This window comes from Streptomyces roseolus (assembly GCF_014649855.1).
In the GTDB taxonomy this organism is placed as follows: Bacteria; Actinomycetota; Actinomycetes; order Streptomycetales; family Streptomycetaceae; genus Streptomyces; species Streptomyces roseolus.
In genome coordinates this window covers 256,923-283,323 of the sequence record NZ_BMTV01000007.1, presented here as the reverse complement: position 1 = coordinate 283,323, position 26,401 = coordinate 256,923, and the positions used below count along the sequence as shown (strand labels likewise).

The 26,401-nt window shown below is 73.0% G+C and carries 26 protein-coding genes, 1 tRNA gene and 1 riboswitch; of the genes, 14 read left to right on the top strand and 13 right to left on the bottom strand.

Annotated features, from left to right (window positions below):
* Window positions 1-19 precede the first annotated feature (19 nt).
* A complete protein-coding gene (locus tag IE245_RS11195) occupies window positions 20-1,042 on the bottom strand; it encodes a carbohydrate ABC transporter permease (RefSeq protein WP_189946636.1) in 1,023 nt (340 codons plus the stop codon).
* Between the two features lie 128 nt (window positions 1,043-1,170).
* A complete protein-coding gene (locus IE245_RS11190) occupies window positions 1,171-2,460 on the bottom strand; it encodes an extracellular solute-binding protein (protein ID WP_189946635.1) in 1,290 nt (429 codons plus the stop codon).
* Between the two features lie 282 nt (window positions 2,461-2,742).
* Here IE245_RS11190 and IE245_RS11185 point away from each other — a divergent pair, with 282 nt between their 5' ends.
* The 7 genes from IE245_RS11185 (at window position 2,743) to IE245_RS11155 (ending at window position 10,532) form a co-directional block, all read left to right on the top strand.
* Window positions 2,743-3,507, top strand: coding sequence for a GntR family transcriptional regulator (locus IE245_RS11185; protein ID WP_189946680.1), 765 nt, complete (start codon window positions 2,743-2,745; stop codon window positions 3,505-3,507).
* Window positions 3,508-3,758: 251 nt separating this feature from the next.
* Entirely contained in the window at window positions 3,759-4,022 is a 264-nt protein-coding gene (locus IE245_RS11180) for a DUF3311 domain-containing protein (RefSeq protein ID WP_189946634.1), read from the top strand.
* Window positions 4,019-5,617 (top strand): monocarboxylate uptake permease MctP, encoded by a 1,599-nt coding sequence (gene mctP, locus IE245_RS11175; protein WP_189946633.1) that lies wholly within the window; start codon window positions 4,019-4,021, stop codon window positions 5,615-5,617. Before IE245_RS11180 ends, mctP begins: the two co-directional genes overlap by 4 nt.
* Before the next feature lie 77 nt (window positions 5,618-5,694).
* Complete coding sequence (locus IE245_RS11170) at window positions 5,695-6,300, top strand: hypothetical protein (protein WP_189946632.1); 606 nt, start codon at window positions 5,695-5,697, stop codon at window positions 6,298-6,300.
* A gap of 18 nt (window positions 6,301-6,318) precedes the next feature.
* Window positions 6,319-6,822 carry a GNAT family N-acetyltransferase gene (locus tag IE245_RS11165; RefSeq protein WP_189946631.1) on the top strand — a complete coding sequence of 168 codons (504 nt, stop codon included), beginning with the start codon at window positions 6,319-6,321 and terminating at the stop codon, window positions 6,820-6,822.
* Window positions 6,823-6,887: 65 nt separating this feature from the next.
* A riboswitch (cobalamin riboswitch) is annotated at window positions 6,888-7,010 on the top strand.
* 133 nt (window positions 7,011-7,143) lie between these two features.
* Window positions 7,144-9,516: a ribonucleoside-diphosphate reductase subunit alpha gene (locus tag IE245_RS11160; RefSeq protein WP_189946630.1), complete on the top strand. Its 2,373-nt coding sequence runs from the start codon at window positions 7,144-7,146 to the stop codon at window positions 9,514-9,516.
* Window positions 9,516-10,532: a ribonucleotide-diphosphate reductase subunit beta gene (locus IE245_RS11155; protein WP_189946629.1), complete on the top strand. Its 1,017-nt coding sequence runs from the start codon at window positions 9,516-9,518 to the stop codon at window positions 10,530-10,532. Before IE245_RS11160 ends, IE245_RS11155 begins: the two co-directional genes overlap by 1 nt.
* Before the next feature lie 70 nt (window positions 10,533-10,602).
* Here IE245_RS11155 and def read toward each other — a convergent pair whose 3' ends face one another.
* From def to IE245_RS11115, 8 genes are all read right to left on the bottom strand, one after another.
* Window positions 10,603-11,253, bottom strand: coding sequence for a peptide deformylase (def, locus tag IE245_RS11150; RefSeq protein WP_189946628.1), 651 nt, complete (start codon window positions 11,251-11,253; stop codon window positions 10,603-10,605).
* 66 nt (window positions 11,254-11,319) lie between these two features.
* Window positions 11,320-12,300 (bottom strand): tetratricopeptide repeat protein, encoded by a 981-nt coding sequence (locus IE245_RS11145; RefSeq protein ID WP_189946627.1) that lies wholly within the window; start codon window positions 12,298-12,300, stop codon window positions 11,320-11,322.
* Between the two features lie 79 nt (window positions 12,301-12,379).
* Window positions 12,380-13,666 carry an HD-GYP domain-containing protein gene (locus IE245_RS11140; RefSeq protein ID WP_189946626.1) on the bottom strand — a complete coding sequence of 429 codons (1,287 nt, stop codon included), beginning with the start codon at window positions 13,664-13,666 and terminating at the stop codon, window positions 12,380-12,382.
* A complete protein-coding gene (locus IE245_RS11135) occupies window positions 13,663-15,009 on the bottom strand; it encodes an HD-GYP domain-containing protein (RefSeq protein WP_189946679.1) in 1,347 nt (448 codons plus the stop codon). The genes IE245_RS11140 and IE245_RS11135 overlap by 4 nt, the downstream gene beginning before the upstream one ends.
* Window positions 15,010-15,130: 121 nt before the next feature.
* Window positions 15,131-15,457 (bottom strand): mycothiol system anti-sigma-R factor, encoded by a 327-nt coding sequence (gene rsrA, locus IE245_RS11130; protein ID WP_189946625.1) that lies wholly within the window; start codon window positions 15,455-15,457, stop codon window positions 15,131-15,133.
* Window positions 15,454-16,110, bottom strand: coding sequence for a sigma-70 family RNA polymerase sigma factor (locus IE245_RS11125; protein WP_189946678.1), 657 nt, complete (start codon window positions 16,108-16,110; stop codon window positions 15,454-15,456). Before IE245_RS11125 ends, rsrA begins: the two co-directional genes overlap by 4 nt.
* A 251-nt stretch (window positions 16,111-16,361) precedes the next feature.
* A complete protein-coding gene (locus IE245_RS11120) occupies window positions 16,362-16,997 on the bottom strand; it encodes an alpha/beta hydrolase family protein (protein WP_189946624.1) in 636 nt (211 codons plus the stop codon).
* Between the two features lie 78 nt (window positions 16,998-17,075).
* Window positions 17,076-17,891, bottom strand: a complete 816-nt coding sequence (locus IE245_RS11115) for an SOS response-associated peptidase (RefSeq protein WP_189946623.1) — start codon at window positions 17,889-17,891, stop codon at window positions 17,076-17,078.
* 49 nt (window positions 17,892-17,940) lie between these two features.
* On the opposite strand from IE245_RS11115, the gene IE245_RS11110 reads away from it, so the two are divergent.
* From IE245_RS11110 to IE245_RS11095, 4 genes are all read left to right on the top strand, one after another.
* Entirely contained in the window at window positions 17,941-18,624 is a 684-nt protein-coding gene (locus IE245_RS11110; RefSeq protein ID WP_189946622.1) for a M50 family metallopeptidase, read from the top strand.
* A gap of 20 nt (window positions 18,625-18,644) precedes the next feature.
* Window positions 18,645-19,988 carry a 3-phosphoshikimate 1-carboxyvinyltransferase gene (gene aroA / locus IE245_RS11105; protein ID WP_189946621.1) on the top strand — a complete coding sequence of 448 codons (1,344 nt, stop codon included), beginning with the start codon at window positions 18,645-18,647 and terminating at the stop codon, window positions 19,986-19,988.
* A 3-nt stretch (window positions 19,989-19,991) separates the two neighbouring features.
* A complete protein-coding gene (rsgA, locus tag IE245_RS11100; protein ID WP_189946620.1) occupies window positions 19,992-21,002 on the top strand; it encodes a ribosome small subunit-dependent GTPase A in 1,011 nt (336 codons plus the stop codon).
* Between the two features lie 92 nt (window positions 21,003-21,094).
* Window positions 21,095-21,418 (top strand): DMT family transporter, encoded by a 324-nt coding sequence (locus IE245_RS11095; protein WP_189946619.1) that lies wholly within the window; start codon window positions 21,095-21,097, stop codon window positions 21,416-21,418.
* Here IE245_RS11095 and IE245_RS11090 read toward each other — a convergent pair.
* Window positions 21,310-21,990 (bottom strand): TetR/AcrR family transcriptional regulator, encoded by a 681-nt coding sequence (locus IE245_RS11090; protein ID WP_189946618.1) that lies wholly within the window; start codon window positions 21,988-21,990, stop codon window positions 21,310-21,312. The two genes, IE245_RS11095 and IE245_RS11090, sit on opposite strands and share 109 nt — an antisense overlap.
* A gap of 133 nt (window positions 21,991-22,123) precedes the next feature.
* On the opposite strand from IE245_RS11090, the gene hisN reads away from it, so the two are divergent.
* The 3 genes from hisN to IE245_RS11075 all read left to right on the top strand — a co-directional run bounded on the left by hisN (window position 22,124) and on the right by IE245_RS11075 (window position 23,903).
* On the top strand, window positions 22,124-22,936 hold the full coding sequence (gene hisN, locus IE245_RS11085) for a histidinol-phosphatase (protein WP_189946617.1): 813 nt from the start codon (window positions 22,124-22,126) through the stop codon (window positions 22,934-22,936).
* Between the two features lie 135 nt (window positions 22,937-23,071).
* Window positions 23,072-23,458 (top strand): CBS domain-containing protein, encoded by a 387-nt coding sequence (locus IE245_RS11080; protein ID WP_189946616.1) that lies wholly within the window; start codon window positions 23,072-23,074, stop codon window positions 23,456-23,458.
* 28 nt (window positions 23,459-23,486) lie between these two features.
* Window positions 23,487-23,903: a Fur family transcriptional regulator gene (locus IE245_RS11075; protein ID WP_189946615.1), complete on the top strand. Its 417-nt coding sequence runs from the start codon at window positions 23,487-23,489 to the stop codon at window positions 23,901-23,903.
* A gap of 145 nt (window positions 23,904-24,048) precedes the next feature.
* Here IE245_RS11075 and IE245_RS11070 read toward each other — a convergent pair.
* Together IE245_RS11070 and IE245_RS11065 are read right to left on the bottom strand one after the other, a co-directional pair.
* Window positions 24,049-24,122, bottom strand: a tRNA-Met gene (locus tag IE245_RS11070).
* Between the two features lie 47 nt (window positions 24,123-24,169).
* Window positions 24,170-26,203, bottom strand: coding sequence for a tetratricopeptide repeat protein (locus IE245_RS11065; protein ID WP_189946614.1), 2,034 nt, complete (start codon window positions 26,201-26,203; stop codon window positions 24,170-24,172).
* Between the last annotated feature and the right edge of the window lie 198 nt (window positions 26,204-26,401).

Sequence of the window (26,401 nt, the reverse complement as noted above, 5' to 3'; positions counted from 1 at the left end):
GGGGTCTGTGCGGTGGTGCTCAACTCTCGTCCTCCTGCTTCAGGATCAGGCGGAAGTAGAAGGACATGGCCACGAGGAGCATCACGATGGTGAGGATCGAGATGGCCGCCGCGACGCCGTAGTGCTGCTGGCTCATGCCTTCGATGTAGGCGAAGACGGGAAGGGTCTCGGTGGCGCGGTCGGGGCCGCCCTGGTTCATGGCGTAGACCTGGGTGAACGCCTTGAAGACCCAGATCACCTCCAGAAAGGTGGTGATCATGAAGAACGGCTTCAGGTTCGGGAAGACCACGGACCAGAAGGTCCGCCAGCCGCTCGCGCCGTCCATGCGGGCCGCCTCGTAGAGCTCGGTGCCCACGGTGGTGAGGCCGGCGTACATGTTGAGGGCGACGAAGGGGACGGAGCCCCAGACGACGAGGGCCGTGATGATCACGAAGGTGGAGAAGCCGGTCTCGAACCAGTTGTGCTGGTCGTAGCCGGAGAAGCCGAGCGTGCGCATCAGCCAGTTGGCGACGCCGAACTGCTCGTCGAACAGCCAGCGGAAGACCGTCACGGAGGCGACGATCGGCATGGCCCAGGCGAAGGCGAGCGCGAGCGAGAGCACCAGGCGCATCTTCTTGCCGAGGCGGTTGAGCAGCAGGCCGATGCCGGTGCCGATCGCCATGATCAGCGCCACGTTGGCGGCGGTGAAGGCGACCGAGCGGAGGACGACGGTCCAGAACTCGGAGTTCCCCAGCAGCTCCGTGTAGTTGTCGAAGCCGACCCAGGGGGTCTCGCGGCGGATCAGTTCACGCCGGTTGACCGACTGGAAGGAGAGGATCAGGTTGCTGATCAGGGGGTAGAGCAGCAGCACCGCCATGGACAGCAGGGCGGGCGTGACGAGCAGGTACGGCAGTAGCCCACCGGGCAGCGAACGTCTGCCGCGCGAGGGCTGAAGGGCTTCCTTCGCGCCGGAAGGGGGTGGCGGAGTCTGCGACTTCCCTGCCGCCCTCCCGGGCGCGTCCTGGGAACCGGCGGTCGCCGTCCCCTGGGAGTCCACGGTCATGGTCTTCTTCCTCGCGGTTCTGGGGCTCCCGCGCCCACCGGGGCGCGGCCCGGGGGAGCGGGCCGCAAATCACTGCAACGCCCGGGTGGCGCGGCCGGGGGGAACCGGCCACGCCACCGGGGGTGGGATCACTGCTGGTTGATGCGCTCGGCGATGACCTTGTCGGCCTCTTCGCCGGCCTTCTGCGGGTCCTCGCCCTTCAGGACCTTGGTCATGTAGCCCTTGATCGGGTTGGGCTCGGTCTCGACGTTCGCCCAGCCGCCGGTGATCGGGGTGATGCGACCGACCTCGGCGACCTTCACCATGGCCTCGGCGAAGGAGCCGGCCTCGGGGGTGACCTGCGCGGAGGTGTCGACGGGGATGATGCCGCCCTTGTTGGCGGTGCCGTACGACTGGAGCTGCTTCTTGTTCGTGACGAAGGCCAGCCACTCCTTCGCGAGCTCCTGGTTCTTGGAGCGCTCGGCGACGGCGAGGTTCGAGCCGCCGAAGAAGACGGAGCCCGGCTTGTCGGCCGTCTTGCCCGGGATCGGGAAGTAGCCGAAGTCGGCCTTCTTGCCGGCCTTCTCGATGGCGGCGATCGCGCCGCCGGCCTCCCAGCCGAGACCGATCCAGGAGGAGACGCCGCCCTTGGGGACGATGTCGACGGACTGCTGCGGGGTGGCCTCGTCCTTGTCCTTCGGAGCGGTCGAGAAGGACTGCAGCTCCTTGTAGAAGTTCATGGCGGCGGCGGCCTGCGGGGTGGCGAGGCCACCCTTCCACTTGTCGCCGTCCTTGACCGCGAGCTCGCCGCCCTCGTCCCACAGGAAGCCGGCGAGGACGTACCAGCTCTGGCCCGGGAGGTAGATGGGCTGCGACTTGGCGTCGGCGGCCTTGAGCTTCTTCAGGCCGTCGATCCACTCGGTGCGGGTCTTCGGCGGGGTGACGCCGGCCTTCTTGAAGGCGGCCTTGTCGTAGATCACGACGCGGCTGGCGGCCCACCACGGAGCGGCGTAGAGCTTGCCGTCCAGCTCGGCCGAGGGCAGCATGCCCTTGCTCCAGTTGTTGTACCCGAGCTTGTCCTTGTCGCCCGTGAGGTCGGCGAGGCCGCCGGTGACGGCGTAGCCCGTGGTCTGGGTGTTGCCGAGCTCCAGGACGTCCGGCGGGGTGTCCTCGGAGAGGGCCGTGGTGACCTTGGTCTGGATGTCGGTCCACTGCTGGACCTCGACGTTGACCTTGACGCCGGGGTGGGCGGCCTCGAACTCCTTGTTGACGCCGTCGATCCACTCCTTGGGAGCGGAACCGTCCATGACCCAGACGGTGAGCGACTTGTCGCCGCCCTCGGCCTTGTCCTTCTTGTCGCCGCTGTCGGAACCACCACACGCGGCAATAGAGACCATCATGCCCGCGACGCCGATCGCCGCGATGAGCTTGCGCTTCACGCCACCCTCCTCAGGGATGCCTGCAACCCCTGCCCACCGCGCGAAGACATACGTCAGGTAGTGCTCGTGGGGCTGGGACCTGGTCTTTAATGGTTTAGACCAGTACCCGGAGCTTGGCCTAGACCTTTAGGGGTGTCAAGGGTGTATAAGAAGGGCAGTCGCGTCCGTTATCGGACCGACACCTGAGGGAGGCCGACGACCCGTGACCGGTCCGTGCCACCATGTGAGCCGCGACAGACGGAGGAGCCGGTGACGGCAGCAGCACAGTCGGGAAGGCAGGCCATGGCCACGGAGGCGGGCAGCACGGAGACAGAGGGCGGGGCGGCGACCCGCACCGCGCGCGTGCCCAAGTACTACCGGCTGAAAAGGCACCTCCTCGACATGACGGAGACCCTGCCGCCCGGCACCCCGGTGCCGCCCGAGCGGACGCTCGCGGCCGAGTTCGACACCTCGCGCACCACCGTGCGCCAGGCCCTCCAGGAACTGGTCGTCGAGGGCCGCCTGGAGCGCATCCAGGGCAAGGGCACCTTCGTGGCGAAGCCCAAGGTCTCCCAGTCCCTCCAGCTCACCTCGTACACCGAGGACATGCGCGCCCAGGGCCTCGAACCCACCTCGCAGCTCCTCGACATCGGATACGTCACCGCCGACGACACCCTCGCCGGGCTGCTCGACATCGCGGCCGGCGGCCGGGTGCTGCGGATCGAGCGCCTCCGCCTCGCGAACGGCGAGCCGATGGCGATCGAGACCACCCACCTCTCGGCCAAGCGCTTTCCCGCGCTGCGCCGTTCGCTGGTCAAGTACACCTCGCTCTACACCGCGCTCGCCGAGGTCTACGACGTGCACCTCGCCGAGGCCGAGGAGACCATCGAGACCTCCCTCGCCACCCCGCGCGAGGCGGGCCTGCTCGGCACCGACGTCGGCCTGCCGATGCTGATGCTCTCCCGCCACTCGCTGGACGCCCAGGGCGAGCCGGTGGAGTGGGTGCGCTCGGTCTACCGCGGCGACCGCTACAAGTTCGTCGCCAGGCTCCAGCGACCGAACGGCTGAACGGCGAACGGCCGAAGGGCGCGCACGACCGAACGGCCCGACGGCCGAAAATCGATCTGAACCGGTACCCCGGCACATCCGTGTGATGTGTCGGGGTACGTCTCTTTCGGCCAGAACCCGGAGGACATCGGGTTTCGCTCGAATGTCCTTCCCGATACAAGTCCGTTATTCGGACCAGGGTTCCCAAGGGCTGGACGGTCCCCTAGATTTCCACGGCATCAGCCGGTGATCAGCGAGGGGACTTCTTCACCATGTCAGAAACCGGAACCGGGAAACAACCGGTCGTCACACCGGTCAGGGTCGTCATCGCGCTCTGCCTGTTCGCCCCGTTCGTGGCGATGCTCTGGGTCGGTTCCTACGCGAAGGTCGATCCCCTTCTCGCCGGCATCCCGTTCTTCTACTGGTACCAGATGCTGTGGGTGCTGCTCTCGACCGCGCTCACCGTCGTCGCGTACAAGCTCTGGCAGCGCGACCAGCGCGCCCGCCGCGGCCGTGAGGGTGGTGAGGAGCGATGAAGGACGTCAACGTCGTCGCGCTCTGCGTGTTCGTGTTCTTCTTCCTGGCCGTCACGGTCATGGGCTTCCTCGCCGCCAAGTGGCGGAAGGCGGAGAACGAGAACAGCCTCGACGAATGGGGCCTGGGGGGCCGCTCCTTCGGCACCTGGGTGACCTGGTTCCTGCTCGGCGGGGACCTCTACACCGCGTACACCTTCGTCGCCGTCCCGGCGGCCATCTACGCGGCGGGCGCGGCCGGGTTCTTCGCCGTCCCCTACACCATCCTGGTCTACCCGCTGATCTTCACCTTCCTGCCGCGCCTCTGGTCGGTGTCGCACAAGCACGGCTACGTCACCACCTCCGACTTCGTCCGCGGCCGCTTCGGCTCCAAGGGCCTCTCGCTCGCGGTGGCGGTCACCGGCATCCTCGCCACGATGCCGTACATCGCGCTCCAGCTCGTCGGCATCCAGGCCGTCCTGGACGTGATGGGCGTCGGCGGCGGCGAGGACACCCACTGGTTCATCAAGGACCTGCCGCTGCTCATCGCCTTCGGCGTGCTCGCCGCGTACACCTACTCCTCGGGTCTGCGCGCCCCGGCGCTCATCGCCTTCGTCAAGGACACCCTGATCTACATCGTCATCGCGGTGGCGATCATCTACATCCCGATCAAGCTGGGCGGCTTCGGCGAGATCTTCGCCTCCGCCGACGAGAAGTTCACCACCGCCAAGGCCGGCGGGCTCGTGCCCGGCGAGGCCGGACAGTGGACGTACGCGACGCTCGCCCTCGGCTCCGCGCTCGCGCTCTTCATGTACCCGCACTCCATCACGGCGACCCTGTCGTCCAAGAGCCGCGAGGTCATCCGCCGCAACACCACGATCCTGCCGCTCTACTCGCTGATGCTGGGCCTGCTCGCGCTGCTCGGCTTCATGGCGATCGCCGCCGGGATCAAGGTCCAGAACGGCCAGCTCGCCATCCCGCAGCTCTTCGAGGACATGTTCCCCGCCTGGTTCGCGGGCGTGGCCTTCGCCGCCATCGGCATCGGCGCGCTCGTGCCGGCCGCGATCATGTCGATCGCCGCGGCCAACCTCTTCACCCGGAACATCTACAAGGACTTCATCAAGCCCGAGGCCACCCCCGAGCAGGAGACCAAGGTCTCCAAGCTGGTGTCCCTCCTGGTGAAGGTCGGCGCCCTCGCCTTCGTCCTCACCATGGACAAGACGGTCGCCATCAACTTCCAGCTCCTCGGCGGCATCTGGATCCTCCAGACCTTCCCCGCCCTGGTCGGCGGCCTCTTCACCCGCTGGTTCCACCGCTGGGCGCTGCTCGCCGGCTGGGCCGTCGGCATGCTGTACGGCACGATCGCCGCGTACAACGTGTCGACGCCGAAGCAGAAGCACTTCGGCGGCTCCTCCGCCGAGATCCCCGGCATCGGCGAGATCGGCTACATCGGCCTCACCGCCTTCGTGCTCAACGTCGTGGTCACGGTCGTCCTCACCTTCGTGCTCAAGGCCGTCAAGGCCCCCGAGGGCGTCGACGAGACCTCGCCGTCGGACTACACGGCCGACGCCGGCGACACCGGCGTCCGCCCCCTCCCGAAGGTCGGCGTCGGCCACTGAGCCGTCCCGCACCACCCCGCAGGCCGCCCGCCTCCCAGGCCGGGCGGCCTGCCGCGTCCCCACCACCGAAGGGCCCCATGCGACCGCGGACCACTCCCCCGCAGCTGCTCCTGCTCGCCGTCGGCCTGGCCGCGCTCGCCGGCTGCGGCACCGTGACGGCCGCCGACCCGCCGGCCCCCGACCGCGCGGCCCTGGAGGCCCGCGCCCGGTACGCCCAGACCCGCGTCGAACACGTCTACGTCACCGAGGCCGAGGGTTACGCGCCGGCGCTCCAGTCCGCCGGCGTCGTCGGCGACGACGGCTTCCGGATCGTGTACGTGGACAAGGACGGCGGCAGCCTCACGCTCAGCGCCGAACGGCGGCCGTTCCGCGCCGAGGAGTGCGTGGCCGGACCCCCGGACGGCGACGGCTGCGAGGCCGAGGGCGACGGCTGGTACCGCCGCACCGGCGACCGGCACGCCTACCTGCGCAACGAGAACGGGCTGCGCGTCGAGGTCGCCGCCCCGCTCGCCGTCCCCCGCGACCTGCTGAAGCGGGCCGCCGCCGAGGCCCACCGGGCCGACGACGCCGAACTCGACGCCGTCCTGCCGAAGTCCACCGGACCGGACGGGCCCGTGGAGCGCGGCGACCTGCCGCCGGCCGGCGACGGGGCGCCCGACAACTCGGTGGGCGCCGGCGGCTGAGCGCGGCACACTGCGGGGATGGACTTCACGATCAGGGCCGTACGGCCGGAAGAGCACGAGGAGGTCGGCGAGCTCACGGCCCGCGCCTACCTCGACGACGGACACCTCACCTTCGGGGAGGACGACGACTACCTGCCGGTGATGCGGGACGTCGCCCGGCGGGCCGCCGAGGCCGAGGTGCTGGTCGCCGTGGGCGACGACGGGACGCTGCTCGGCGCGGTCACCTTCACGGCCGGCGGCGGGGAGTGGGCGGACATCGCCGGCCCCGACGAGGCCGAGTTCCGGCTCCTCGCGGTGGCGCGCGCGGCCCGCGGCCGGGGCGTCGGAGAGGCGCTCGTCCGGGCCTGCGTCGACCGGGCGCGGGCCCTCGACGGCTGCGTCCGGCTGGTGCTGTCCACCCAGGACGGGATGACGACCGCGCACCGGATCTACCGCCGCCTGGGCTTCGTCCGGATCCCCGAGCGGGACTGGACCCCGGTGCCGGACCTGTCGCCCCTGTGGGCGTTCTCCCTGGACGTCTGAGCCCGGACATCTCAGCGAGAGGACACAACATGTGGGGGGTGCCGAGATCGGCGCCCCCCACATGTATGCTCGTGCTCGCTGTCGCCGCAGGGGAATCCGGTGCGAATCCGGAACTGTCCCGCAACGGTGTGCTTCGTGCGCTTTCGCACGGAGGGAGTCCGAAGACCTGCCGACGGTGCGCCCGGTCCGTCCGTTCCGGGTGCCGACGACGTCCGGGCCTCGCGGAATGGGCCGGTGGACGCGGGCGCTTCCGCGCGTACGGAAGCCTGCCCGCCCCCCTCCCCCGCCATGGCCCCGGGCCGAGCGAGGGAGAGCCCCCACGTGACCATCGCGCCTGCGGGTCCGTCAGTTGCCGAGGCCGCCGCGACCGACGGCGACGGCCCCGGGACCGTACTGCTGCGGACCCTGACCGACCTCACCGCCGACCTCACCGACACCGACCCCGGCCGGGTCGCCGCCGCCGCGCTGCGCGGCCGGCACGCCGGCTCGGACGAGGCGGAGCTGCGCGAACTGGCCACCGAGGCCGCGGCCGGACTCATCTCCGAGGACCCCGCCTACTCCCGGCTCGCCGCCCGCCTGCTCACCCTCACCATCGCCGAGGAGGCCGTCTCCCAGGGCGCCGTCTCCTTCTCGGCCTCGGTCGCCACCGGCCACCGCGAGGGCCTGATCGCCGACCGCACCGCCGCCTTCACCGCCCTGCACGCGGAGCGCCTGGACGCGCTGGTCGACCCGGCCGCCGACGACCGCTTCGGCTACTTCGGCCTGCGGACCCTCTACTCGCGCTACCTGCTGCGCCACCCGATCACCCGCAAGGTCATCGAGACCCCGCAGCACTTCATGCTCCGGGTGGCGGCCGGCCTCGCCGAGGACGACTCGGTCCGCGCGCTGGACGAGGTGGCGGCGCTGTACGGCCTGATGAGCCGGCTCGACTACCTGCCCTCCTCCCCCACGCTCTTCAACTCCGGCACCCGCCACCCCCAGATGTCCTCCTGCTACCTGCTCGACTCCCCGCAGGACGAGCTGGACTCGATCTACGACCGCTACCACCAGGTCGCGCGCCTGTCGAAGCACGCCGGCGGCATCGGCCTGTCCTACTCCCGGATCCGCTCGCGCGGTTCGCTGATCCGGGGCACCAACGGGCACTCCAACGGCATCGTGCCGTTCCTGAAGACGCTCGACGCCTCCGTGGCGGCGGTGAACCAGGGCGGCCGCCGCAAGGGCGCCGCCGCCGTCTACCTGGAGACCTGGCACGCGGACATCGAGGAGTTCCTGGAGCTCCGCGACAACACCGGCGAGGACGCCCGGCGCACCCACAACCTGAACCTCGCCCACTGGATCCCGGACGAGTTCATGCGCCGGGTGAACGCCGACGCCGAGTGGTCGCTCTTCTCCCCCGCCGACGTCCCCGGGCTCGTCGACCTGTGGGGCGAGGAGTTCGACGCCGCCTACCGCGCCGCCGAGGCGAAGGGCCTGGCCCGCCGCACGATCCCGGCCCGCGACCTGTACGGCCGGATGATGCGGACCCTGGCGCAGACCGGCAACGGCTGGATGACCTTCAAGGACGCCTCGAACCGTACGGCCAACCAGACCGCCGAGCCCGGCGCCGTCGTCCACTCCTCCAACCTCTGCACCGAGATCATCGAGGTCACGAACGACGGCGAGACGGCCGTCTGCAACCTCGGCTCGGTCAACCTCGGCGCGTTCGTCGCCGACGGGGACATCGACTGGGAGCGCCTGGACGAGACCGTCCGGACCGCCGTCACCTTCCTCGACCGGGTCGTCGACATCAACTTCTACCCGACCGAGCAGGCCGGGAACTCCAACGCCAAGTGGCGCCCGGTGGGCCTGGGCGCGATGGGCCTCCAGGACGTCTTCTTCAAGCTGCGGCTGCCCTTCGACTCCGCCGAGGCCCGCGCGCTCTCCACCCGGATCGCCGAGCGCATCATGCTCGCCGCGTACGAGGCCTCCGCCGACCTCGCCGAGCGCAACGGTCCGCTGCCGGCCTGGGAGAAGACCCGTACCGCCCGGGGCGTCCTCCACCCCGACCACTACGACGTCGAGCTCAACTGGCCGGAGCGCTGGGCGGCCCTGCGCGAGCGGATCGCCGCGGTCGGCATGCGCAACTCCCTCCTCCTCGCCATCGCCCCGACGGCGACCATCGCCTCGATCGCCGGCGTCTACGAGTGCATCGAGCCGCAGGTCTCCAACCTCTTCAAGCGCGAGACGCTCTCCGGCGAGTTCCTCCAGGTCAACTCGTACCTCGTCGACGAGCTGAAGGCGCTCGGCGTGTGGGACGCGCAGACCCGCGAGGCGCTGCGCGAGGCCAACGGCTCGGTGGCAGGCTTCGGCTGGGTCCCGGCCGAGGTGCGCGAGCTGTACCGCACGGCCTGGGAGATCCCGCAGCGCGGCCTCATCGACATGGCGGCGGCCAGGACCCCGTTCCTGGACCAGTCGCAGTCGCTGAACCTCTTCATGGAGACGCCGACCATCGGCAAGCTGTCGTCGATGTACGCGTACGCCTGGAAGCAGGGCCTGAAGACGACGTACTACCTGCGTTCCCGCCCGGCCACCCGGATCGCCCGCGCCGCCCAGGCGTCCGCCACCGCCGCCACCGTCCCCGTCCAGCAGGTCGCCGACCCCGACGCGGTCGCCTGCTCCCTGGAAAACCCCGAGTCCTGCGAGGCCTGCCAGTGATGAGCTCCGACGATCAGAAGAACCTCCTCGACCCGGGATTCGAGCTGACCCTCCGTCCGATGCGCTACCCGGACTTCTACGAGCGCTACCGGGACGCCATCAAGAACACCTGGACCGTCGAGGAGGTCGACCTCCACTCGGACGTCGCCGACCTCGCCAAGCTCACCCCGGGCGAGCAGCACATGATCGGCCGACTCGTCGCGTTCTTCGCGACGGGCGACTCGATCGTGGCGAACAACCTGGTCCTGACGCTGTACAAGCACATCAACTCCCCCGAGGCGCGGCTCTACCTCTCGCGCCAGCTCTTCGAGGAGGCCGTGCACGTCCAGTTCTACCTGACCCTCCTGGACACCTACCTGCCCGACCCGGACGACCGCGCGGCGGCCTTCGCGGCCGTCGAGAACATCCCCTCCATCCGCGAGAAGGCGCAGTTCTGCTTCCGCTGGATGGACTCGGTCGAGAAGATCGAGCGGTTGGAGACGGCCGCCGACCGCCGCCGCTTCCTGCTCAACCTGATCTGCTTCGCCGCCTGCATCGAGGGCCTGTTCTTCTACGGCGCCTTCGCGTACGTCTACTGGTTCCGCTCGCGCGGCCTGCTGCACGGCCTGGCGACCGGCACCAACTGGGTGTTCCGCGACGAGACCATGCACATGAACTTCGCCTTCGAGGTCGTGGACACGGTCCGCAAGGAGGAGCCGGAGCTCTTCGACGACGCCCTTCAGCAGCAGGTCACCGACATGCTGAAGGAGGCCGTCGAGGCGGAGCTCCAGTTCGGCCGCGACCTGTGCGGCGACGGCCTGCCCGGCATGAACACGGCGTCCATGCGCGAGTACCTCCAGTGCGTCGCCGACCAGCGCCTGGTCCGCCTCGGCTTCCCGCCGGTCTACGGCTCCGAGAACCCCTTCGCCTTCATGGAGCTCCAGGGCGTCCAGGAGCTCACCAACTTCTTCGAGCGCCGCCCCTCCGCCTACCAGGTGGCGGTCGAGGGCTCGGTCGACCTGGACGAGGACTTCTAGTCCGTCCGGACGCGCGAGAGGGCCCCGCACTCCACGAGTGCGGGGCCCTTCGCCGTGCGTACGGGGCGCGTCAGTCGTTGGCGACGACCGGGTAGCGCGGGGTGCCCTCTTCCATCTGGCGCAGCGCGTCCTTGCGGTCGCGCTTGGAGAGCTTGTCGATGTAGAGGAAGCCGTAGAGGTGGTCCGTCTCGTGCTGGAGGCAGCGGGCGAAGTAGCCGGTGCCGCGGACCTTGATCGGGTTGCCGTGCAGGTCCTGGCCGTGGACCTCGGCGAAGTCGGGGCGGGCCAGCTCCGCGTAGGCGGTGGGGACCGAGAGGCAGCCCTCGTTGGAGTCGTCGAGGTGGCGGCGGTCGGCCGGCAGCTCCTGGAGCACCGGGTTGACCACGTGGCCGGTGTGGCGGACGCCCTCGTCGTCGGGGCAGTCGTAGACGAAGACCTTGAGGCCGACGCCGATCTGGTTGGCGGCGAGGCCGACGCCCTCGGCGGTCTTCTGGCTGGCGAACATGTCGTCGACCAGGGCGGCCAGTTCGGGGCCGAAGTCGGTGACGTCCGCGCACTCGTGGTGCAGCACCGGGTTGCCGACGACCGTGATGGGACGGGAGGTGCCCCGCTCGCGGTGGGCGAGCTCACGCGCCTCGCAGTCCTCGGTGTCCACGATGTAGCCGTCGTCGTCCAGGGCGTAGCCCGTGAAGATCTGCTCGCCCGTCTCCTGCTGCGCCATGTGCCGCCGCGCCTTCCTGAAAACCCGATTCCGTCGGGGACAGCCTACGGGGCCGGGGCGGAAGGCTCAGCAGACCTCTTCGAGATCGCGCCATTCCCGGCTGTCGGGGCTGTCGGCGACCCAGCCGTCGAGGAGGCCGCGGACGAGGTCGGCCGGGGCGGCGATGCCGCACTCGCGCTCGGGCACCCACAGCTCGCCGGGCGTGCGGTGGCCGAGCGGTCCGGGGTGGCCGGGCTCGCTGTGGTCGTGCGGGTCGACGTGGTCGCCCTCGCCCTCGGCGCTGGGCATGGTCGACTCGGAGCAGGCGCGGCACAGGAGCCGTACCGACGAGGACCAGTCCTCGGCGGCGAAGCCGGCCTCGGCGGCGAGCTGCTCCAGGGCGTCCCGGTCGGCCTCGGTGGCGGCCTCCAGGAGGACGACCCAGGTGGGGACGGGGGACGGCGCCCACAGCTCGATCTCGTCGAAGACGGGGTAGGAGGGGCCGGCCGTGGTGGTCCGCTCGCCGTTGGGGACGCCGTCGTGGAGGACGACCTCGCCCCAGCGGCGGCCGGAGGACGGCAGCGGGATGGAGAGGACCTCGATGCGGGCCGGGTCGAGCCGGCGGCCCCAGACGACCTCGGCCTCGCCCTCGGGCGAGAGGCGGACGGCGGCGCTGCCGAGCTCCATGCCGGCGGGCTCACCGGTGGCGGAGGAGGCGCCGGGCACCTTCAGGCCGTACGCCTGCCAGGCGCGGCGGGCCAGCGGCCAGTCCTGGAGGGCGGTGGCGGCGATGCCGACGTTCCACCAGTCGGGGGCGCCGGTCTCCTTGTCGAGCAGGGCCACGGCCCGCAGTCCGGCGGCGCGGGCCTGCTCCCAGTCGTGGCGGAACTTGTGCAGCAGCGCCAGGTTGAACCAGGACTCGGAGAGCCAGGGCTCCAGATCGGCCGCCCGGGTGAGCAGCGCGCCCGCGTCCTCGTACCGGCCGTCGCCGATCAGCGTGAACGCGCGGTCGGTGGCCTGCCGCCACGAGGCGGAGGGCCGATGCCGTACCTTCCCGAAGATCCTCACGATTCCCGCCTGCCGGTCGCTTCACCCTCTTGTTCGCATCCAACCATGCCGGGTCGGACGCGCGCTCATTACCCATCGGTTACCCCGTGGGGACCGAGGTCACCCCAGGCAGTCCGTCGCGGGCGAGGACCCGGGCCAGGCCGGCCACGACCTCGGGGTGGTGGTCGCGTGCGGTGCCCAGCCTGAGCGTCTCCAGGGCCTCCAGGGCGGCGCCCGCGCCCTCGCCCGCGAGGTCGTCGTAGGCGTTCACGGTCCGGACGATCCGGGCCGGGAGCGGCTGTTCGCGATACGGGTCGGCCTGCCGCTCGACCACCTGGGCGACGGCCGCGGGGACGCCGGTCATCCGGACCACCTCGCCGCCGAGCAGGGCGATCCGGCGCTGGTCCTCGGCGGGCAGCGGGGCGGTGGCGCCGCCGGGGACGGGGTCGACGAGGGAGAGCTGGCCGATGTCGTGCATGAGGGCGGCGTACTCCAGGACGGTCAGCTCGGAGCCGCCGAGGCCCAGCTCGCGGCCGACGGCGGTGGCGAGGGCGGCGACCCGGCGGGCGTGCCCCGGCGGGGTGCAGCCGGCGATCTCGGTCGCCCGGGCGAGGGAGGCGATGGTCTGCCGGTTGACGGTGCGGACGGCCGCGTACCGGCGGTACGAGACCTGGGTGAGGAGCAGCGGCACGGCGAGGACGGGCAGCGCCCAGAGTCCGGCGGCGGCGACGCCGAGGGCCATGACGACGCCGGTGGCGCAGACGGCGGAGCCGATGCCGAGGAGGGCGCGCAGTTCGTCGCGGAGGAGGGGGCCGTACGGGTAGGAGGTGCGGGCGCGCAGCAGCAGGGCGGCGAGGACGGCGTCGCAGAGACCGGTGAGGACGAGGACGAGGAGGAGGAAGAGGACGTAGGGGGCGCCGGTGCCGAGGGGGCCGGTGAGGGCGCCGGCGTTGTAGAGCGGCTGGAAGCAGAGGGCGGCGAAGCCGACGGTGAGTACCCGGCGGGCGAGGTGGTCGGGGTCGGGGCCCCGGTCGTCGCCCCGGGCCCGGCCGCGGGCGACGTGGGGCACGATCCCGGCGAGGCCGCCGGCGCAGACGACGGCGGTGGTCTGGAGGACGCCGTGGGTGGTGGGGGCGCCGGCGTCGGCGCCGAGCAGGGCGTAGGCGAGGGCGGCGGCCGCGGCGACCGGAGCGGGTTCGCTCCCCCGGAGCGCTTCGGGATGCCCCGCGCCGCGGCGGGCCAGCTCGCCGAGGGCGATGAGGGTGCCGAAGGCGAGGGCGTTGCCGGGTTCGGCGAGGCCGTGCCAGAGGGTGGCGGCGAGACCGGCCGCGCCGAGGAGGAGGGCGGCGGCGCGGACGGCGCCGACGGTGGCGGCGCCCGGTCTCATGCGGGCTCCTTCGGCTGGGGCGCGAGCGGTCCCGGGGTGCGGGGCTCGGGGACCGGCGTACCGGCCTCGTCGGCGGTGACGGCGGTCCGCCAGCCCCAGCGGTCGAGCGCGCGGGCGAGGGCGGCGACCATCCGGGGGTCGAAGTGGCTGCCGGCGCACCGCTCCAGTTCGGCGAGGGCGGTGGCGACGGGCCGGGCGCGGCTGTAGGAGCGGGTGGAGGTCATGGCGTCGAAGGCGTCGGCGACGGCGACGACGCGGGCGCACTCGGGGATCTCCTCGCCGCGCAGCCCGTAGGGGTAGCCGGTGCCGTCGATCCGCTCGTGGTGGTGGAGGACGGCGGCGCGGGCCTCGCCGAGGAAGCCGATGCCGCGGACCATCTCGTGGCCGTACTCGGGGTGGAGTTCGATGACCCGGCGTTCCTCGGGGGTGAGCGGGCCGTCCTTGCGCAGGACGCGGGTGGGGACGCCGAGCTTGCCGACGTCGTGGAGGATGCCGGCGAAGCGGACGGTGTCGAGCCGGTCGCCGTCCATGCCGAGCTCACGGGCGATCAGGACGGAGGCGTGGCCGACGCGTTCGCTGTGGCCCCGGGTGTAGCTGTCCTTGATGTCGACGGCCTGGACGAGGGCGCGGATGGTGGCCTGGTGGGCGGCGCGCTCGTGGTGGTACTGGGCGAAGACCCAGCAGGAGAGGTACATGGGCAGCAGGACGAGGAGGGCGGCGGCGGGGCCGTGGGGGCTGCGCCAGAGGACGGCCATCATGAGTCCGGCGAGGCCGTGGACGAGGTGCGGGGCGAGGGCGCGGGCGAGGAGACCGCGCCAGGCGGCGCGGGGCGGGAGGCCGTCGGCGGTGGCGCGGATGGAGCCGTCGAGGGCGGCGAGGACGAGGCAGAAGGCGAGGGCGGCGCCGAGGGCGGGGAGCAGCGCGTGGGGTAACGCGGCGGCGGGGGCGCCGAGGGCGGCGGCGGTGCGGGCGGCGGCCCAGACGGCGAGGGCGGTGGCGGCGGTGCGCCAGGTGCGGCGCCAGCGGGCGGGGGGCTCGTCGACGCGGGCGAGGAGGCCGCCGGGGAGGGCGGTGAGCGCGGCGGCGGCCGGCGGCAGCAGCAGGGCGGCGGCGAGGAGCACCGGGGAGAAGGGGCCGGTGCCCACCGGGACGGAGCCGCCGGCGGAGCGGCCGAGGAGGCGGCGGCGGGCGGGCAGCTCGCAGAGCGCGTACAGGGCGGCGAGGAGACCGGCGGTCGCCCAGGGGGTGGGCGACGGGGGGAGGAGGGCGGGCAGGGCGCACGCTCCGGCGCCGAGGGCGGCGCAGACGATGTACGCGCGGGCCGTTCGCGGGAGGGGCTTCACGACCGTCACCCGGTGCACGCTAGCGAGGACGGCGGCCGCTCAAGGCGGGCCGCCGTCGATTCCTACCATCGGGTGATACAAGCTGACGGATGCGCGGCGGAAGGCCCGCACACGCGTCCGGTCACTCCTGGACGGCCGGGGTCTGCGGCGTCTGCGCCTCGGGCGCGACCGCGTCCTGGTCGGGCACCAGGTGCCCGGCGCGGATCAGGTCGATCCGGCCCATGACCTTGGCGCGCAGGTCGGTGGGGACCTCGTCGCTGCCGCAGCAGCGCTTGACGAGCTTCTTCACCGCCTGCTCCAGGCCGTACTTCTCCAGGCACGGGGAGCACTCCTCGAAGTGCACCTCGAACTTGGTGCACTCACCGTCGGGCATCTCCCGGTCGAGGAACTCGTAGAGATGGTCCAGGACTTCCGAGCAGTCCGTCTCGTGCGGGTCTCCGCAGCTCATGAGTCCGCGCCTTTCAGATCCTTGGACGACTCTCCGGCGCCGGCGGGGACGAGGCCGCGCTCGCGGGCGTAGTCCTCGAGCATGCCGCGGAGCTGGCGGCGGCCCCGGTGCAGGCGGGACATCACCGTACCGATGGGGGTCCCCATGATGTCGGCGATCTCCTTGTAGGCAAAGCCCTCGACGTCGGCGAGGTAGACCGCGATGCGGAACTCCTCGGGGATCGCCTGGAGCGCGGCCTTCACGTCCGAGTCGGGGAGGTGGTCGAGGGCCTGCGACTCGGCGGAGCGCAGTCCGGTCGACATGTGCGACTCGGCGCGGGCGAGCTGCCAGTCCTCGATCTCCTCGGCGGCGCTGCGCTGGGGCTCGCGCTGCTTCTTGCGGTACGAGTTGATGAAGGTGTTGGTGAGGATGCGGTACAGCCACGCCTTGAGGTTGGTGCCCTCGCGGAACTGGTGGAAGGAGCCGTACGCCTTCGCGTAGGTCTCCTGCACGAGGTCCTCGGCGTCCGCGGGGTTGCGCGTCATCCGCAGCGCGGCGGAGTACATCTGGTCGAGGTAGCCGAGGGCGTCCCGCTCGAAGCGCGCGTTGCGCTCCTCGGTCGTCTCCTCGGGGCCGTCGTCGGTCCCTGTGTCGGTCCCAGTGACCGGACCCACCTCCTCCAGCGCGGTGACGGGGCCGGTGCCGGACCCGCTCGTTTCGGAGGATAGACGAGGAACGGCTCCGCCCGCCGCCCGAACGGGGGCGGCCTTGGGGGCGGGCAGCACGGTCCAGTCGAGCTCCGCGGACCTGGCCCGCTCCGGGCAGATGGTCGTACCCATGCGACGGACTCCCTCTCTCGCTTCTCACACCGACGCTCTCCACAACAGCGCCCCGGCCCCCGGCATTCCCGGGTCCGCGGTGGGGTTCAGCGCGGTGCGGCGAGCCAGTCGGCGACGGCTCCGACGATCCGTCGGACGGCCTCCTCCTGGTCGATCGGGGCGCGCTTGGGGACGGCGAAGCCGTGGTCGCCGTACGGGATCTCGACGAGTTCGTACGGGCCTGCGGGCGGGAACTCGGCGGGCTTGCCGAAGGGGTCGTTGCCGCCCTGGACGACGAGGGTGGGGAGGCCGGTGGAGAGGAGTTCCGCGGCCCGGGAGCTCTCCGGCCTGCCCGGCGGGTGGAGCGGGAAGCTCAGGGCGAGGACGGCGGCGGCGCCGAGTTCGGCGCCGGTGCGGCAGGCGACCCGGGCGCCGGCGCTGCGGCCGCCGGCGACCACCGGGAGGCCGGGCTTCGCGAGGGCCGGCCAGAGGCCGCGCCAGCCGGTGTCGAGGGTCTTCGGGGCGGGCGCGACCTTCTTGCCCGCGACCCGCCAGGGCTGCTCGACCAGGGCGACGGTGACGCCGTGGGCGGGCAGGGCGGCGGCGAGGGCGGCGAGGTCGCGGGCCTCGATGCCGCCGCCGGCGCCGTGGCCGAGGGCGAGGACGCGGCGGGCCTCGCGGGCGGGGTGCCAGGTGATGCGGGCCTCACCGGCGTCGGTGGGCACGGTCTCGATCTTCGTCACGTCCCCATCCTGCCGCCCGGGGCCGCTCCGGGGGCCGTGCGGAGCGCGTGCCTCAGAACCCTGCCTCAGAACCGTGCCTCAGAACAGCGTGCCGAGCTCCGGTCCCGCGAGCTCGGCGAGCAGTTCGGGGCCGTTGTTGCGGACGTTGCTGACGGCGGTGGCGACCGGGAAGGCCCGCATCAGGCCCCACGGCGGCGGGGCGAGCAGGGCGCGCAGCTCGTCGAGGCCGGTGGTGGCCGGGTCCAGCCAGGCGTCCCAGCGGTCCTCGGTGAGCATCAGCGGCATCCGGGGGTGGATCTCGGCGAGCGAGCCGGGGCCCTCGGCGGGCGCCACGCCGAGCGGCGCGGTCTCCGCCTCGGTGGTGATCACCGAGCAGGTGGCCCACCAGGCGCGCGGGTGCTCGGGCGGCAGCGCCGGGTCGCGCCAGAACTCGTACAGGCCCGCCATGGCCATGACGGAGCCGTCGGCGGGGGTCACGAAGTACGGCTGCTTGCGGGGCCGCTTCCTCTTCCCCTCGACCTCCAGGTCGCGCTCGGCGGCGCCGGTCACCCACTCGTAGTAGCCGTCGGCGGGCAGGATGCAGCGGCGGGACCGGAAGGCGTGCTTGAAGGAGGGCTTCTCGTGCAGGGTCTCGGCCCTGGCGTTGATCATCCGGGCCGCGCCCTCCGGCGACGTCGACCAGGACGGGACCAGTCCCCACTTCAGGGCACGGAGCTGGCGAACCGGGCGCCGGCTCTCCGCGTCCTTCAGGGGGCGTTCGAGAACGACGTGGACCTCCTTGGTGGGGGCCACGTTCCAGTCCTGTTCCAGGGTCTCCGCCGGCTCCCACTTCTCGATCCCGAAGGTCTCGACGAGCTCCTCGGGCCGCCGGCCGGCCGCAAAACGTCCGCACATGCGTGCCACACTGCCACGATCCCCGAGCCCGAGAGGAGCGGACCGAAGGATGGACCTCTTCAGCCCGCAGGCCGCCCCGCCCGAGTGGCTGGTGATCGCCACCGGCGTCGCCGCGCTCGCCGTCACCGTGCCCCGCCGGATCTGGCTGCTCGCGCGGAACGCGATCACCATCGCCCACGAGGGCGGCCACGCCCTGGTGGCGCTCGCCTGCCGCCGCCGGCTGCGGGCGATCCGGCTGCACTCGGACACCAGCGGCCTCACCGTCACCCGGGGCCGCCCGACCGGCCTCGGCGTCGTCCTCACCCTGGCCGCCGGCTACACGGCGGCCCCGCTGCTCGGCCTCGGCGGGGCGGCGCTGCTCGGCGCGGGCCTGGTCGCCGTGCTGCTGTGGGCGGCGACCGCGCTGCTCCTCGCGGTCCTCGTCATGGTCCGCAACGCGTACGGGGTCCTCAGCGTCGTCCTCACGGGCGGGCTCTTCGTCCTGGTGTCCTGGCTGGCCGCGCCGGAGGTCCAGGCGGCCTTCGCGTACGCGGTGGTGTGGTTCCTGCTCCTGGGCGGGGTGCGGCCCCCCTTCGAGCTCCAGTCCGCGCGCCGGCGCGGCGGTGCCCCCGACTCGGACGCCGACCAGCTCTCCCGGCTCACCCATGTGCCCGCCGGGGTGTGGCTGGCCTTCTTCCACGTCGTGTCGCTCAGCTGCCTGATCGGCGGCGCCACCTGGCTTCTCGGTCTCTGACACCCCCGTACAGTGAGGGCATGACCGCAGCTTCCCCCGCGCACCCCGATCCGTCGCACCCCGCAGCCCAGGACCTGTGGCCCGCTCCGTACGCGAGCGGCCCCGTCGACGCGACCGTGACCGTGCCCGGCTCGAAGTCGGTCACCAACCGCGCCCTGGTGCTCGCCGCGCTCGCCGCCGAGCCCGGCTGGGTGCGCCGCCCGCTGCGCTCCCGCGACACCCTCCTGATGGCCGAGGGGCTGCGCACCCTGGGCGTGAAGATCGACGAAGGCGTGGGCCCGGACGGCAGCGGCGAGGCCTGGCGGATCATCCCCGCCCCGCTGCGCGGCCCCGCGACGGTCGACGTCGGCAACGCCGGCACGGTCATGCGCTTCCTGCCGCCGGTCGCCGCGCTCGCCGACGGCGCCGTCCGCTTCGACGGCGACCCCCGCTCCCACGAGCGCCCGCTGCACGGGGTGATCGACGCGCTGCGCGCGCTCGGCGCCCGGATCGACGACGAGGGCCGCGGCGCCCTCCCGATGACCGTGCACGGCACCGGCGGCCTGGAGGGCGGGGTCGTGGAGATCGACGCCTCCTCGTCCTCCCAGTTCGTCAGCGCCCTGCTGCTCTCCGGCGCCCGCTTCAACCAGGGCGTCGAGGTCCGGCACGTCGGCGGCCGGCTGCCGTCGATGCCGCACATCCGGATGACCGTCGACATGCTCCGCGCGGTGGGCGCGAAGGTCGACGAGCCGGAACACGGCGGCGAGCCGGACGTCTGGCGGGTGGCCCCGTCGGCGCTGCGCGGCCGTGACCTGGTCATCGAACCGGACCTGTCGAACGCGCAGCCGTTCCTGGCGGCGGCGCTGATCACCGGCGGCCGGGTGACCGTCCCGGACTGGCCGGCCCGCACCACCCAGCCCGGCGACGAACTGCGCCGGATCTTCACCGAGATGGGCGGCGCCTGCGAACTCACCGACGCCGGCCTCACCTTCACCGGCACGGGCCGGATCCACGGCATCGACGTGGACCTGGGCGAGGTCGGCGAGCTGACCCCCGGCATCGCGGCCGTCGCCGCCCTCGCCGACTCCCCCTCGACCCTGCGCGGGGTGGCGCACCTGCGGCTCCACGAGACCGACCGCCTCGCGGCGCTCACCCGGGAGATCAACGGCCTCGGCGGCGACGTCACGGAGACCGGGGACGGCCTCCACATCCGCCCGCGCCCGCTGCGCGGCGGCGTCTTCCACACGTACCACGACCACCGGATGGCGACCGCGGGCGCGATCATCGGCCTCGCCGTGAAGGGCGTGGAGATCGAGGACGTGGCGACGACGGCCAAGACCTTGCCGGACTTCCCGGGGATGTGGACCGAAATGCTCGGAGCCTGAACCATGCGGCGCTACGGGAAGCACACCGACGAGGACGACATCCGCCAGCGGCCCAACCGCAAGGGCACCCGGCCCCGGACCTCCATCCGTCCCAAGCACGAGGACGCCGTCGAGGGCATGGTCCTCACCGTGGACCGCGGCCGTCTGACCTGTCTGGTCGAGGACCGGACCGTGATGGCGATGAAGGCCCGCGAGCTGGGCCGCAAGGCGGCGGTCGTCGGCGACCGGGTCTCCCTGGTGGGCGACCTGTCCGGCGAGAAGGACACCCTGGCCCGGATCGTGCGGATCGGGGAGCGGGACTCGGTGCTGCGCCGCACGGCCGACGACGACGACCCGTACGAGCGGGTGGTCGTCGCCAACGCCGACCAGCTGGCGATCGTCACCGCGCTCGCCGATCCCGAGCCGCGCCCCCGGCTGATCGACCGCTGCCTGGTGGCCGCGTACGACGGCGGCCTGGAGCCCTTCCTGGTGATGACGAAGTCGGACCTGGCCCCGCCGTCGTCGCTCCTGGAGCTCTACGGCGATCTGGACATCCCGCACGTGGTGGTGAACCGCGAGGAGCTGTACGACGGCGGCGCGGCCGACCGGGTGCGGGAGCACCTGGACGGGCGGGTCACCGCCTTCGTCGGCCATTCCGGCGTCGGCAAGACGACGCTGGTGAACGCGCTGGTGCCGGAGGAGAAGCGGCGGATCACCGGGCATGTGAACGCGGTGACCGGCCGCGGCCGACACACCACCACCTCGGCGCTCGCGCTGCCGCTGGACGTGGTGGACGGCTGGGTCATCGACACCCCGGGCGTGCGCTCCTTCGGGCTGCACCACGTCGACCCGTCCCGGGTCATCCTGGCCTTCCCCGACCTGGTGCCGGGGACGGAGGGCTGTCCGCGCGCGTGCAGCCACGACGAGGCGGAGTGCGCCCTGGACGCCTGGGTGGCGGACGGACACGCGGATCCGGCGCGGCTCTTCTCGCTGCGGCGGCTGCTCGCCACCCGGGAGCGCCACGAGGGCGACTGACGGCCTCCCGCCGGTGTTTACGCCCGCCCCCAGCCCGGTATGGACATAACCGCACAAGTGCGAGGAATCCGACCGGGTGGGAGGCGGGAGCGATGGCGTGGCTGCTGGTGGTGGTCGCCGGGGTCCTGGAGACGGGGTTCGCGGTCTGCCTGAAGCTCTCCCACGGCTTCACCCGGCTCTGGCCGACGATCGCCTTCGCCTGCTTCGCCCTCGGCAGCTTCGGGCTGCTGACCCTCGCCCTGCGGAAGCTCGACGTGGGGCCCGCGTACGCGGTGTGGACGGGGATCGGGGCGGCCGGCACCGCCATCTACGGCATGGTCTTCCTCGGTGACGTGGTCTCCACGCTCAAGATCGTCTCGATCACGCTGGTCATCGCGGGGGTCATCGGCCTCCAGCTGTCCGGCTCCGCCCACTGACCCTCCGGCGGCAGGGCCGGGGCCACCACGTGGCTGACGGCGAGCCGCAGGGCCAGCTCGCAGCCGGCCGCCCGCCGCTCCCCCGCGCACAGCGCCGCCGTGGCGAGCAGCTCCCCCGGCGCCGGCGGCCCGGCGTCGGCCCTGCGCTGCGCCGGTACGGGGGCGGGGCGGGCGCCCGGCCGGGCGGGCCGGGGCCGGGGCAGGCCCTCGGTCCAGGCGCCGGTGAGCAGCGCGCGGAGTATCGGCCGGTCGCCGGCCCGGGCGACGGTCCACTCGGCGACGGCCGCGAGGGTCCGTGCGGACGGTCCGGGGGCGTCCGGGCCCCGGCCCGGCTGCCCGGAGGCGGGCGGTCCGGGAACGGCGAGGAGGCGGCGTACGCCGTCGAGGTAGGCGTCGGCCTCGTGCCGGACGAGGGCGCGGGCCAGCCCCTCCTTGCTGCCGAACTCGTTGTAGAGGGTCTGTCGGGAGACCCGGGCGGCGACGGCGAGGTCGGCCATCCGGACGGCGGACCAGGGGTGCCGCGCCAGGGCGGCGAGAGCGGCGTCGAGGAGGGCCTCGCGGGCGGTCGGCATGGGCGCCTCCGGACCGGGACGGTGGCCCCCCAGCGTCGGCAAGCCGTACGGGCGCTGTCAAGGGACCGGGGGTCCGCACGGCCGCACGAGACGGTTCGACGGGTGGCGTCCGGGCGGCGCTAGAGTGCCGGGCATGGCCGATTACCACGATGACCTGCGTCTTGCCCATGCCCTCGCGGATGCCGCCGACGCGGCCACCATGGCCCGCTTCCGGGCCCTCGACCTCAAGGTCGAGACCAAGCCCGACATGACCCCGGTGAGCGAGGCGGACCGGGACGCCGAGGCGCTGATCCGCGCCGGGCTCCAGGACGAGCGGCCCGGGGACGCGATCCTGGGCGAGGAGTACGGCGTCGAGGGCACCGGTCCGCGCCGCTGGGTGATCGACCCGATCGACGGCACCAAGAACTACGTGCGCGGGGTGCCGGTGTGGGCGACCCTGATCGCGCTGATGGAGGAGGGCGAGTCCGGCTTCCAGCCGGTGGTGGGCGTGGTGTCGGCGCCCGCGCTCGGCCGCCGCTGGTGGGCGGCGAAGGGCCTGGGCGCCTTCACGGGCACCGGACCGGAGTCGGGGACCCGGATCGGGGTGTCGCGGGTGGCCTCGCTCGCCGACGCCTCGTTCGCGTACTCCTCGCTGAGCGGCTGGGAGGAGCGCGGGAAGCTGGACGCCTTCCTGGACCTCACGCGCGCGTGCTGGCGGACCCGGGCGTACGGCGACTTCTGGCCGTACATGATGGTGGCCGAGGGCACGGTGGACCTGTGCGCGGAGCCGGAGCTGTCGCTCTGGGACATGGCGGCCGTGGCGATCGTGGTGCAGGAGGCCGGCGGTTCGTACACCGGCCTCGACGGGCAGCCGGGCCCGCACAGCGGGAACGCGGCGGCCTCCAACGGCCTGCTGCACGGGGAACTGCTGGGCCGGCTGGGGTCCGCGGGGACGCCCGGCGCCTGAACGCGCCTCCGCCCGCCCCGGGGGATGCTTGCGCGCCCCCTTGTCGGACCCCTCTCCCGGTGCAACTCTGGAGCCTCCACTTGTGCATTTGTGAACCGCCTTTCCGGGCGGTTCGCCGAGGAGGTGGTTCCCTTCATGCTCGTCCGTGACGCCATGAGCACGGTGGTCCTCACCATCGGTCCCGCCCACACCCTCCGGCAGGCCGCCCGGCTGATGTCGGCCCGCCGGGTCGGCGCGGCCGTCGTCCTGGACGGCGACGCCGGGCTCGGCATCCTCACCGAGCGCGACATCCTCAACTCGATCGGCCGGGGCGAGGACCCCGACCGGGAGCCGGCCGGTTCCCACACCACCCACGATGTGGTCTTCGCCGCCCCCGGCTGGACCCTCCAGGAGGCGGCCGGGGCGATGACCCGCGGCGGCTTCCGCCATCTCGTGGTCCTCGACGACCTGGGGCCGGTCGGCATGGTCTCGGTCCGCGACATCATCCGCTGCTGGCTCCCGGCCCACAGCGTGGCCGACTGATTTGTCCCCCGCTGTTACCCTGGCCCTCATGAGCGACCTGTTGGAACGACTGCGCGGACGCGGCTGGCGGATGACCGCGCAGCGCCGTGTCGTCGCCGAGGTCCTCGACGGCGACCACGTGCACCTCACCGCCGACGAGGTGCACGCCCGCGCCGTCGAGCGCCTGCCCGAGATCTCCCGTGCCACCGTCTACAACACGCTGGGCGAGATGGTGACGCTCGGCGAGGTCATCGAGGTCGCCACCGACGGCCGCGCCAAGCGGTACGACCCCAACGCCCACCGACCGCACCAGCACCTGGTCTGCGCCGGCTGCGGCGCGATCCGGGACGTCCACCCGGCGGGCGATCCGCTGAGGGACCTGCCGGACGCGGAGCGCTTCGGCTTCACGGTCTCGGACGTCGAGGTCACCTACCGCGGCCTCTGCCCGAACTGCGCGGCGGCCTGACCGTCCACCGGAGAAGGGGCGCCCCACCCGGGGCGCCCCTTCTTCGCGTCCGCGCATTTGAGCGTCCGCATCCGTGCGTCCGTGCGTCCGCCCACGGAAACGCCGAAGGCCCGGACCATGTGGTCCGGGCCTTCGTGCTACTGAGTAGCGGGGACAGGATTTGAACCTGCGACCTCTGGGTTATGAGCCCAGCGAGCTACCGAGCTGCTCCACCCCGCGTCGGTAAACACAACCTTACGGGACGCGTGCGACAGGAGCAAATCGCATTACGCCGTCAGCTCCTGGTGGAGCGCCTCGCTGAGCCGCGCCGCCCGCTCGGCGACCTCGGCCGGTCCGAGCTCCACGGCGCGGGCGCACCACTTGCGGCCCTCGGACAGCTCGCCCCGGCGGGCGGCGAGCAGCGCGAGGCGGAGCGCGGCGCGGCCGTGCCCGGCCCGGGCGGCCCGGGTCCACCAGAGGGCGGCCTCGCGCTCGCTGCCCTCGCGGGCGAGGAGCAGGCCGAGGTTGAAGGCGCCGTTGCGGCTGCCTGCCTCGGCGGCCTCCCGGTACCAGCGGGCGGCCCCGGTGAGGTCGCCCCGGCCGGCGGCGAGCATGCCGACCCGGACCTGGGCGCGCCGGTGGCCCTGCTGGGCGGCCCGCTCGTACCACTCCTCGCACTCGGTCTTCTGGTCCACGGGCGCGCCGAGGACCACCGGACCGGGCTCGGGGCGGCGGGCGTCGAGGAGGGTGGCGAGCCGGAAGGCGGCCTCGGCGCTGCCGCCGCCGGCCGCGCAGCGCAGGTGCCGCTCGGCGGTCTGCTCGTCGCCGTCGCGCAGGGCGGCGATGCCGACCTGGAGGGCGGCCTCGGTGTGCCCGGCGGCGGCGGCCCGCTCGTACCAGGCGAGCGCGGAGCGGTCCTCGTCGCGGCCGGCGTGGATGATGCCGAGGTTGAAGGCGGCGTCCACGGAGCCGGCCTCGGCGGCCTTGGAGAACCACGGCTCGGCGCCGCCGGCGTCCCCGGCCTGGAGGAGCAGCACGGCGAGCGCGTTGGCGGCCTCGCGGTGACCGGCGTAGGCGGCGCGGCGGTACCACTGCTCGGCCTGCGGGAGGCGGTCCTGGGCGGCGCAGAGCAGGCCGAGGTTGTAGGCGCCGTTGACGTCCCCGGCGTCCATGGCGGCGCGGTACCAGCGCTCGGCGGTCTGCTGCTCGCCACGGGCGGCGTGCAGGGCGCCGAGGGCGTTGGCGGCGTTGCCGTCGCCGTCCTGGGCGGCGCGCAGCCACCAGACGGCGGCGCTCTCCTCGTCGCCGGCGTCGCGCAGCAGGAAGCCGAGGGCGCAGGCGGCCTTGGCCTCGCCCTCCTTGGCCGAGCTGAGGTACCAGCGGCCGGCCTCCTTCAGCTCGCCGCGCTGTTCCAGGATGGCTCCGAGGTGCAGCGCGGCCCGCCGGTGCCCCCGGGCGGCCGCCTGCCGGAACCACTGCTCGGCCTCGGCGAGGGGCCCGGCGCCGCCGGTCTCCCCGGTCCTGGGCGGGGCGGGGGCTGCCGGCCGGTCCTCGCCCCCGCGTGCGGGGTCGGCCGCGCGGAGCCGGCCGGCCGTGTCGTACGCGTGGCCGGCGCGGCCCGCGGCGGCGGGGGGGCCGTAGGCGTGCGGGCCGCGGAGGGCCTCGGTGGCGCGCCGCTCCAGGGCGAGGGCGAGGCGGTACGCGGCCTCGCGGTGGCCCTGTTCGGCGGCGGCGCGCAGCCAGCGCTCGGCGCCGACGTCGCTGCGGTGCTCCAGGAGGTCGGCGAGGGCGTAGGCGCCGAGGGCGTGGCCCTGTTCGGCGGCCTGGCGGAGCCAGTACTCGGCGGCGGGCTCGTCGCCGCGCTCGCGGTGGTGGCGGCCCAGGGCGTGGGCGGCCGGCGCGGAGCCGGCGACGGCGGCGACCCGCCACCAGCCGGCGGCCTCGTCGGGGTAGCCCCGCTGGTGGAGGAGGACGCCGAGGTTGTTGGCGGCGGCGCGGTCGCCCTCGGCGGTGGCGGCGCGCAGGAAGGGCTCGGCGCCGTCGAGGTCGCCGCGGCGGAGCAGGAGGGCGCCGAGGGCGCTCATGGCGTCGGTGTCACCGCGCTCGGCGGCCCTGCGGTGCCGGCCCTCGGTCTCGGCCTCGGTCTCGGTGTCGGTGTCGGGTCCGGCGTCCGGGACGGCCCCGGCTCGGGAGGTGCTGTCGACGACGACCGCATCGACGGCCGGCACGGCCTCGATGATCTCGTCCGCGGCATTTCTGGCGTGCCGCTGCACAAACCGCCCTGTCTCCAACAGAGTTGCCCTGTCCCCCATAAATACCATCGTCGCACCACCCGCAACCCGCGCACACCCGGTATACCGCAGCCCGTGAGGTCACCTCAGCGTTTTGTCGACATGCCCACAGAGAGACAAGTCAAACACGTCCCGCCTCAACTCGCCCCTTCCGTACCGCCCTTCGGTGGCCTCCGTCATGCCGACACGCGACGAGGGCCCGGATCCTTATGGATCCGAGCCCTCGTG

Coding starts and splice junctions, on each gene's coding strand:
- IE245_RS11080 (WP_189946616.1), top strand. CDS start 23,072: ATGCTCGTCCGTGACGCCATGAGCACGGTGGTCCTCACCATCGGTCCC.
- IE245_RS11065 (WP_189946614.1), bottom strand. CDS start 26,203: ATGGTATTTATGGGGGACAGGGCAACTCTGTTGGAGACAGGGCGGTTT.
- IE245_RS11140 (WP_189946626.1), bottom strand. CDS start 13,666: ATGAGACCGGGCGCCGCCACCGTCGGCGCCGTCCGCGCCGCCGCCCTC.
- IE245_RS11180 (WP_189946634.1), top strand. CDS start 3,759: ATGTCAGAAACCGGAACCGGGAAACAACCGGTCGTCACACCGGTCAGG.
- IE245_RS11115 (WP_189946623.1), bottom strand. CDS start 17,891: ATGTGCGGACGTTTTGCGGCCGGCCGGCGGCCCGAGGAGCTCGTCGAG.
- rsgA (WP_189946620.1), top strand. CDS start 19,992: ATGCGGCGCTACGGGAAGCACACCGACGAGGACGACATCCGCCAGCGG.
- IE245_RS11095 (WP_189946619.1), top strand. CDS start 21,095: ATGGCGTGGCTGCTGGTGGTGGTCGCCGGGGTCCTGGAGACGGGGTTC.
- IE245_RS11195 (WP_189946636.1), bottom strand. CDS start 1,042: ATGACCGTGGACTCCCAGGGGACGGCGACCGCCGGTTCCCAGGACGCG.
- mctP (WP_189946633.1), top strand. CDS start 4,019: ATGAAGGACGTCAACGTCGTCGCGCTCTGCGTGTTCGTGTTCTTCTTC.
- aroA (WP_189946621.1), top strand. CDS start 18,645: ATGACCGCAGCTTCCCCCGCGCACCCCGATCCGTCGCACCCCGCAGCC.
- def (WP_189946628.1), bottom strand. CDS start 11,253: ATGGCGCAGCAGGAGACGGGCGAGCAGATCTTCACGGGCTACGCCCTG.
- IE245_RS11165 (WP_189946631.1), top strand. CDS start 6,319: ATGGACTTCACGATCAGGGCCGTACGGCCGGAAGAGCACGAGGAGGTC.
- IE245_RS11155 (WP_189946629.1), top strand. CDS start 9,516: ATGAGCTCCGACGATCAGAAGAACCTCCTCGACCCGGGATTCGAGCTG.
- IE245_RS11075 (WP_189946615.1), top strand. CDS start 23,487: ATGAGCGACCTGTTGGAACGACTGCGCGGACGCGGCTGGCGGATGACC.
- IE245_RS11185 (WP_189946680.1), top strand. CDS start 2,743: ATGGCCACGGAGGCGGGCAGCACGGAGACAGAGGGCGGGGCGGCGACC.
- IE245_RS11170 (WP_189946632.1), top strand. CDS start 5,695: ATGCGACCGCGGACCACTCCCCCGCAGCTGCTCCTGCTCGCCGTCGGC.
- rsrA (WP_189946625.1), bottom strand. CDS start 15,457: ATGAGCTGCGGAGACCCGCACGAGACGGACTGCTCGGAAGTCCTGGAC.
- IE245_RS11090 (WP_189946618.1), bottom strand. CDS start 21,990: ATGCCGACCGCCCGCGAGGCCCTCCTCGACGCCGCTCTCGCCGCCCTG.
- hisN (WP_189946617.1), top strand. CDS start 22,124: ATGGCCGATTACCACGATGACCTGCGTCTTGCCCATGCCCTCGCGGAT.
- IE245_RS11110 (WP_189946622.1), top strand. CDS start 17,941: ATGGACCTCTTCAGCCCGCAGGCCGCCCCGCCCGAGTGGCTGGTGATC.